We start from the raw sequence: 7,400 nt of genomic DNA, 5'->3' as shown, positions 1-7,400 counted from the left end.
GAAATGGTAAGTTTGACCTTAACATCGGAGTTGACAATACTAGATTTGGTGTTACAGTAAATGCTGGATATGACACTAAAGGAAATAATGTCAGAGGTGGAATTGGATTTAGGGCAATTTATTAATTTTTAAAAATTGTTGTAATAAAATTTTAAGTTATTGTTTATAAAAAAATCGGAAGAGAAAATTAGCTTCCGGTTTTTATTATTTTTTTAGAGTGAACTACTCCCGCTTGTAGAAGAAGGAGACTTCTTGCTAAATATTGTTAAAAATTTATTTTAAAAAACTATTGCTAAAAATCAAAAAAAAATATACAATATAAATATTACAATACTAGGTTTCATTTAGAAAATTATATTTTGGGTTATTTTACAGCAAAAATAAGAGAATTTTAGTATAAGATGAAGAGTAGTGTAAATATTTTGTTGAAATTGTAATAAATAAAAAATAAAAATAGAAGGAGAAGAAATGAGATTATCGAAAGCATTTTTAAAAACATATAAGGAAGCACCAAAAGAGGCAGAAGTGATAAGTCATAAATTGATGTTGAGAGCTTCTATGATTAGACAGCTAACAAGAGGAGTTTATAGCTATTTGCCATTGGGATATAAAGTTTTGAAAAAAATTGAGAATATTGTTAGAGAGGAAATGGATAGAGCTGGGTCACAGGAAATTTTAATGCCAGTGTTGCAACCGGCTTCGTTGTGGGAAGAGTCTGGTAGATGGTTTGCTTATGGTTCGGAACTTATGAGAATGAAGGATAGAAATGAGAGAGAATTTGCATTGGGACCTACGCATGAAGAAGTTGTTACGGATATTGTTAGAAATACAATTACTTCGTATAAAGAATTGCCGTTTAACTTGTATCAAATTCAGACAAAATTTAGAGATGAAATGCGTCCAAGATTTGGTCTTATGAGAGGAAGAGAGTTCTTGATGAAAGATGCTTATAGTTTCCATTTGACAAAAGAATCGTTGGATGAGGAATTTTTGAATATGAAAAATGCATATTCTAGAGTTTTGGAAAGAATGGAATTAAAATTTAGAGCGGTTGATGCGGATTCTGGTTCGATTGGAGGAGATGCTTCAAATGAATTTATGGTACTTGCTGAAAACGGAGAGGACGATATTTTATACAGTGACTCATCAGATTATGCTGCAAATGTTGAAAAAGCTGTGAGTATTATTGAACTGAAGGAAAGTTCAGAGGAAAAATTGCCAAAAGAATTGGTTGAAACGCCTAATACTAAGACAATTAAGGATTTATCAGAATTTTTGAATATTCCAGAGGAAAAAACTGTTAAAGCAGTTATGTTGAAGGAAGTGTTGGAAGATAAAGTAAATTATGTACTGGCACTTATTCGTGGAGATTTAGATGTAAATGAAATTAAATTGAAAAATGCAGTGAATGCTTCGATGGAATTGGAAATGATGACTGAAGAAGAATGTGAAAAATTTGGGATTGTTCCTGGATTTGCAGGATCTTATGAGAAAAAAGAAGGTCTTACAGTTGTTATTGATGAAACTGTAAAATATGTGAGAAATTTTGCATTGGGAGCAAATAAAAAAGATTATCATTTTATTAATGTTAATTTGGAAGATTTGCATTATGATATGGTTGCTGATATTAGAACGGCTAGAGCGGGAGATATTTCGCCAGATGGAAAAGGTGTGCTAAAAATTGCTCGTGGAATGGAAGTTGGACACATTTTCAAATTGGGAGATAAATATTCAAAAGCATTAGATGCGAAAGTTTTAGATGAAAACGGTAAACAGCAGATAATTTTAATGGGATGTTATGGAATTGGTGTTTCAAGACTGATGTCAGCTGTAATTGAGCAAAAACACGATGACTTTGGAATTATTTGGCCAAAATCAATTGCACCATATATTGCAGATGTGATTATTGCTAATGTAAAAGATGAAACTCAAGTAAATGTTGCTGAAAGAATTTATGAGGCGTTGAAAAATGAAAATATTGATGTTGTTTTAGACGACAGAAATGAGAGAGCAGGATTTAAGTTTAAAGATGCTGACTTAATTGGATTTCCGCTTAAAATTGTAGCTGGGAAAGGTGCGGTTAATGGAATTGTGGAAGTTAAAGATAGAGCAACTGGAGAAAGTGTTGAAGTTAAGGTTGAGGAAGTTGTTGAATTTGTGAAAAAATTTATGAAAAATTAGAATTCAGAGTGCAGATTGGAGAGAAAATGAAAATAAAAAATATAGTATTTGATTTAGGAAATGTTTTAATAAAATTTGATAAGAATACGTATTTGGAAGAAAATCTACCTGAAGATAAAAGAAAAGCGTTTGATGATAATGTAATTAACACTAAAGAATGGTTAATGCTGGATAGAGGCACTCTGACTTATTCTGAAGCTAAGAAAATTTTTAAAGAAAGAGCTCCTTATTTATCTTGTGAAATTGATAGGTTTTTTGATAAGGATTTTTTTGAAATATTAAAACCTATAGAAGAAAATATTAAGATTCTTTATAAATTAAATAATAAGTATAAATTATATGTACTTTCAAATTTTCATAAGGATTCTTTTGAATATATATTTGATCATAATGATTTTTTCAAACTTTTTGAAGGTTATTTAATTTCATGTTATTTCAAACTTTTAAAACCTGAAGAAAAAATTTATGATACCCTTATTTGTAAATTTGGATTAATTCCAGAAGAAACATTATTTATTGATGATTTGAAAGAAAATATAAGAGCAGCTGAGAAAAAGAATATTAATGGTCTTTATTTGCCTAATTATACTAAATTGAAAGAAGAATTGGAAAATAGAAATATTTTAGATTTGAATGAAAGATTAAAATAAATAATAGAATATTTTAAAAGTTATAAAGATTTATAGATTTTTTTTAAAGTATAAAAAAATTAAAAATATAAATAATATTATTTCCCCATTAGAATAATAGATTTGATATAAATTTTTTTGACAAGGAATTAAGATTTTTAGTCAGAAAAAAATATTTTCTGTTTTTCAATTGGGGGTTTAATATAAAGAATGGAGGAGATCGGTTGGCGGTTAAAAATAGAAAAATAGCTTGTTTTTTTGTTATTTTTCTGATAATAAATATTTTTGGATTTTCTGAAAATGAAATAAGTCAAGATGAAAAATTTTGGAAATCTGAAAATTATGTTGCTTTTGAAGATAAAAATGGCGAAGATGCAAAAAATAGCAATGATAATAGTAATATCAAAGAAAAGAAAACTGAATTAAAAAAAGATGAAGATTTAAAAAATAATAATAACAAAAAAAATCTTAGGAATGAAAAAGATAATGTTAATAAAAAAAGTATGATTGGACAGGAAGATAAAAAAATTGGACTGGTTCTTAGTGGTGGAACAGCAAAGGGGCTTGCCCATATTGGAATATTAAAAGTTTTGGATGAGGAAAAGGTGCCTATCGAATATGTAACTGGAACGAGTATGGGAAGTATTATTGGGGGAATGTATAGTGTAGGATACACTCCGCAAGAAATTGAGGAAATAGCGGTTAATATGGACTGGATGGGTCTTTTTAGTGATAAAATTGATAGAAAAGATAAAGGCGCTGTAAGAAATTCGATTGAAGATAAAAATAGTACAGTAATTCCAGTAAAGAATTTTATGCCAAAATTGCCAAGTGGAGTTGTTGGTGGAAAGACAGCTAGTGAAAGATTGAATGAACTTTTTTATGGTGCATTGGGAATTGAAGATTTTAGAAAATTTCCTAGAAAATTTGCAGCAGTTGCGACTGATTTGGAGTCTGGAGAAGGAGTTATGATTGATAAGGGATCAATTGCAACTGCGATAAGAGAAAGTTTATCAATTCCGTCAGTTTTTTCTCCAATACGAGATGGAAAAAGACTTTATATTGATGGTGGGGTAGTGCGAAATCTACCAGTTCAAGATGCGAAGGTACTTGGTGCTGATTATACAATTGGTATAAATGTTGGAGATGGATTTACAAAAAGAGATGAGTCAAAAATGAATCTTATTGATGTGGTTACTGATGCATCAACAATTGCAGGAAGACAGGAAGTGGAACGTCAAATTCGTATGCTTGATTTGTACATAAAACCTGATCTAGAAAAATTTGAGTCTTATGATTTTTTTAAGATTAAAGATATTATTGCAGCTGGAGAGGCTGCAGCAAGGGCAAATATAGATGAAATTAGAAAATTATCAAATCCTGAGCTTTATGAAAAGCTGGAAGAAAAACGAAAAGAATTTAGGAAAACTTGGAAAGACGAGTATGATATTTCTAAAATTATTGTAGAAGGAAATAAAAAGTACAAAAGAACATATTTTGACAAATTTTTTCCTAAAAGACTTGGAAACTTGAGCAGGCTAGACATGGAGAAAATTGTTAATAATATTTATCAAAATGGTGATTTCACAACTGTTTATTATGAAGTGAAAGATAATGATCTGATAATAAATGTTCAGGAAAAGCCAAGTGATTATTTGACACTTTCTGGAAATATAAATAATGAGGATCTAGCTACTGTAAACGTGGGATTTCAAGGAAGTAAACTTTTTAATGATACAAATATCAGATATTCAGTAAGTGGAACAGTTGCAAATGAATATGGAGCAAGAGGTAAGGCAACTGTAGAACTTGGAAAAAATTCAAAAGCAGTAATTTACGGTAAATTTGATTATAAACATGATATTATAGAAAATCAAAAATATAAAAATGGATACTTTAGCTTTGAAAATAGAAAATTTAAAATTGGAACAGGAATAGGTGTAGAAGTATATAAAAATCTGTTGCTTTCGATTGGTGGAGGATATCAAATATCAGATGTAGAAAAACATGAAAATGATGCTGAAAATGTAAGAAAAGAATTTCCGTATTATGAAGCTAAGTTGGACTATGATACAAGAGATAGCCTTAATTTTGCAACAAGAGGAATTTATCTATTCTCAAATTACACATTTGCAAATTCAAGAAAAGCCAAGTTTAATTCGCTAAATGCAGGTGGAGAAGTTAATATTCCGATTGGTGAAAAAGTAACAATTACTCCAGGAATAACTTATTTAACAACTTATGGTAAAAATATTCCTGAAACATATAGACCTAGAATGGGAGGAATAAGAACATCAGATAATTCACTGCAATTTGCAGGAATGCCAGCTGATAAAGTAAATGGTGCAAGTATTTTTATAGGAAGCCTAAAAGCTCAGTACAATTTATCAAAACTTGTGTACTTAGATACAACTTATTCAAGAGCAAATATTTCTGGAAAAAGTTATAGCTTTGGTAACGATGTAAAGGAAAGTTATAAGTTTGGAATTGGAGTAAAAGCCTTGTCAATTCCAATTTACTTTGGATTTGCAAAAGTTCCGGGAGAAAGTTGGAGATATTTGTTAAATTTTGGATATTCACCAGAATAAAGTGATTGTAGCAATTCTAGTTTAAATTTGTGTAGATTGTTATATAAAGTATTTACTATTATTGATAAATTTCTTTTTTATATTTAAAAAATATGATAAAATAAAATTGTAAAATTTATAAATCAAAAAAATTTAGGAGGAAAAAATGAAAAAGATACCCGAAGCAGTTGGACCTTATTCAGCATTTAGAAAAGCAGGAGATTTTTTGTATATTTCAGGACAAATTGCAATTAATCCTGAAAATCAGAAAATTGAAGCTGTTACAGTAGAAGATCAAGCAAGACAAGTACTTGAAAATATTAAAGCAATTTTGGAAAATAATGGATTAACAACAGGAAATGTTATAAAAACTACTGTATTATTAGACAATATTGATGATTTTGTAGCAGTAAATAATATTTATGCAGAATATTTTACTAAACCATATCCAGCAAGATCTGCTTTTGCTGTAGACAAACTTCCAAAAGGTGTACTTGTAGAAATTGAAGTAATAGCTTATTTTGGAAAATAATTTTTAAAAAATAAATTGATGATTTTAGAAAAAATCTAGAATCATCTTTTTATTTATAATGCTGTTTTATTTAAAAAAAGAAAATTATACAAATTCAGAGTTTGAGTAAAATAGTCATAGCTTTTTGAGTTTTGTTTTAAGTTAATAAATAAAAAATTTTGAAGTATTTGCTGAGGGGTATGGCAACGATACCCCTGCTTGAAAAAAGAAAAATTGTATATTTTTAAAATAGAATTGTTATAATTAGATTAGTATTTTAATTTATTTTAGAAAATCCCTCTAGTTTTAATCTTGAATCTTTTAATCTTGAATCAAGTTCTTTTAAATACATCTCTTTATTATGTTGATCATAGTTATTGTATTTATTGTAATTTTGATTACTATAATTTATATTATAGCCTTGATTATTATAATTATGATTGTTTTCATTCATACTTACTCTTATTTTTATAAAATTTTGTAAAACGATTATTTAATGCTTTCCACTTATCTAAAATTTTGATTATTATAATCATTATTTGTGTTATTATTCCAGTTTTCATTATTATTATTGTTGTTTTGGTTATAATTATTATTTTTCATAACTTTATTTTTCATTGTTCTAAATTCTTTTTGTATATCTTGCATTTCAAATTTTTTATTTCTAAATATTAAGAAGAAATTCGTAACAACTGCGATTAATGAAAATATAAAAAGAACTATAAAACAAATTTTTATCATAAATATGTCTGGAGCATTACTAAGAATGTTTGATAAAGCTCCTGAATCTCCTTGTTCTAAACTTAATAATGAGCCTGTAAATTTTTCAACAAAATCTGTATATTTAATTTCAGCAATACCAGCAATGCAAAATATTATTACTGATAAATAATTTATATTTACAAATTTAGATAAATTATTTATTTTACGAAGTTTTAAGAAGATTAATATTAGTATTACAATCAAAACTATAAATATATATTTCAAAATATTACGAATAGAGAAAATTTCCAAAGAAGTAGCTGCTAATTTACCTCCAAATGCCACTAATTTTTGCATTCCCATATCATCTGAAGAATTAAAAAATGAAGTTCCTTCTTTTTGAAAATCTAAGAATAGCTTATAAATCATCATTCCTTTTATTGTTATCCAAGTAACCAAGCTAAATACAACTGTACTTATCCAAAATATTAGTTTTAAGAATAATTTGTTGTGCGGGTTATCTTTTTCAAGTATTGAATCCAAAAAAGATTTTTGATTATTAAAATTATTATTTTGATTCATATTTGGATTATAGTTTTGGTTTTGATGGTTGTAGTTATGGTTATTTTGATTCGGATTCATATTATTATAATTAGAACTATTATGATTATAGTTATTTTGGTTTTGATTCATGTTGTTATAATTATGATCCTGATTATTATAATTTGTATTTTGATTTTGGTTATTTTGGTTCGTAGGATTAAAGTTTCCATTATTCCGATTTTGGTTATTTTGGTTCATAGGATTAAA

The 7,400-nt window shown here is 27.6% G+C and carries 6 protein-coding genes; 4 read left to right on the top strand and 2 right to left on the bottom strand.

What is annotated here, in order from left to right:
• Positions 1–468: 468 nt before the first annotated feature.
• From ACO409_RS05870 to ACO409_RS05855, 4 genes are all read left to right on the top strand, one after another.
• Positions 469–2,181 carry a proline--tRNA ligase gene (locus ACO409_RS05870; protein ID WP_485555698.1) on the top strand — a complete coding sequence of 571 codons (1,713 nt, stop codon included), beginning with the start codon at positions 469–471 and terminating at the stop codon, positions 2,179–2,181.
• A 26-nt stretch (positions 2,182–2,207) separates the two neighbouring features.
• Positions 2,208–2,831, top strand: a complete 624-nt coding sequence (locus ACO409_RS05865) for an HAD family hydrolase (RefSeq protein WP_485555696.1) — start codon at positions 2,208–2,210, stop codon at positions 2,829–2,831.
• Positions 2,832–3,034: 203 nt separating this feature from the next.
• Positions 3,035–5,398: a patatin-like phospholipase family protein gene (locus tag ACO409_RS05860; RefSeq protein ID WP_485555694.1), complete on the top strand. Its 2,364-nt coding sequence runs from the start codon at positions 3,035–3,037 to the stop codon at positions 5,396–5,398.
• 145 nt (positions 5,399–5,543) lie between these two features.
• Positions 5,544–5,909 (top strand): Rid family detoxifying hydrolase, encoded by a 366-nt coding sequence (locus ACO409_RS05855; RefSeq protein WP_485555692.1) that lies wholly within the window; start codon positions 5,544–5,546, stop codon positions 5,907–5,909.
• Between the two features lie 256 nt (positions 5,910–6,165).
• Here the strand turns inward: ACO409_RS05855 and ACO409_RS05850 are convergent, their stop codons facing one another.
• Positions 6,166–6,342, bottom strand: coding sequence for a hypothetical protein (locus tag ACO409_RS05850; protein WP_485555690.1), 177 nt, complete (start codon positions 6,340–6,342; stop codon positions 6,166–6,168).
• Positions 6,343–6,395: 53 nt separating this feature from the next.
• Positions 6,396–7,400, bottom strand: a 1,005-nt coding sequence (locus ACO409_RS05845) for a hypothetical protein (protein ID WP_485555688.1), incomplete at its 5' end; no start/stop codon positions are given.

The organism is Leptotrichia sp. (genome assembly GCF_057270615.1).
The sequence above is the reverse complement of the archived record's forward strand: the minus strand, read 5'-3'. Positions and strand labels throughout refer to the sequence as shown.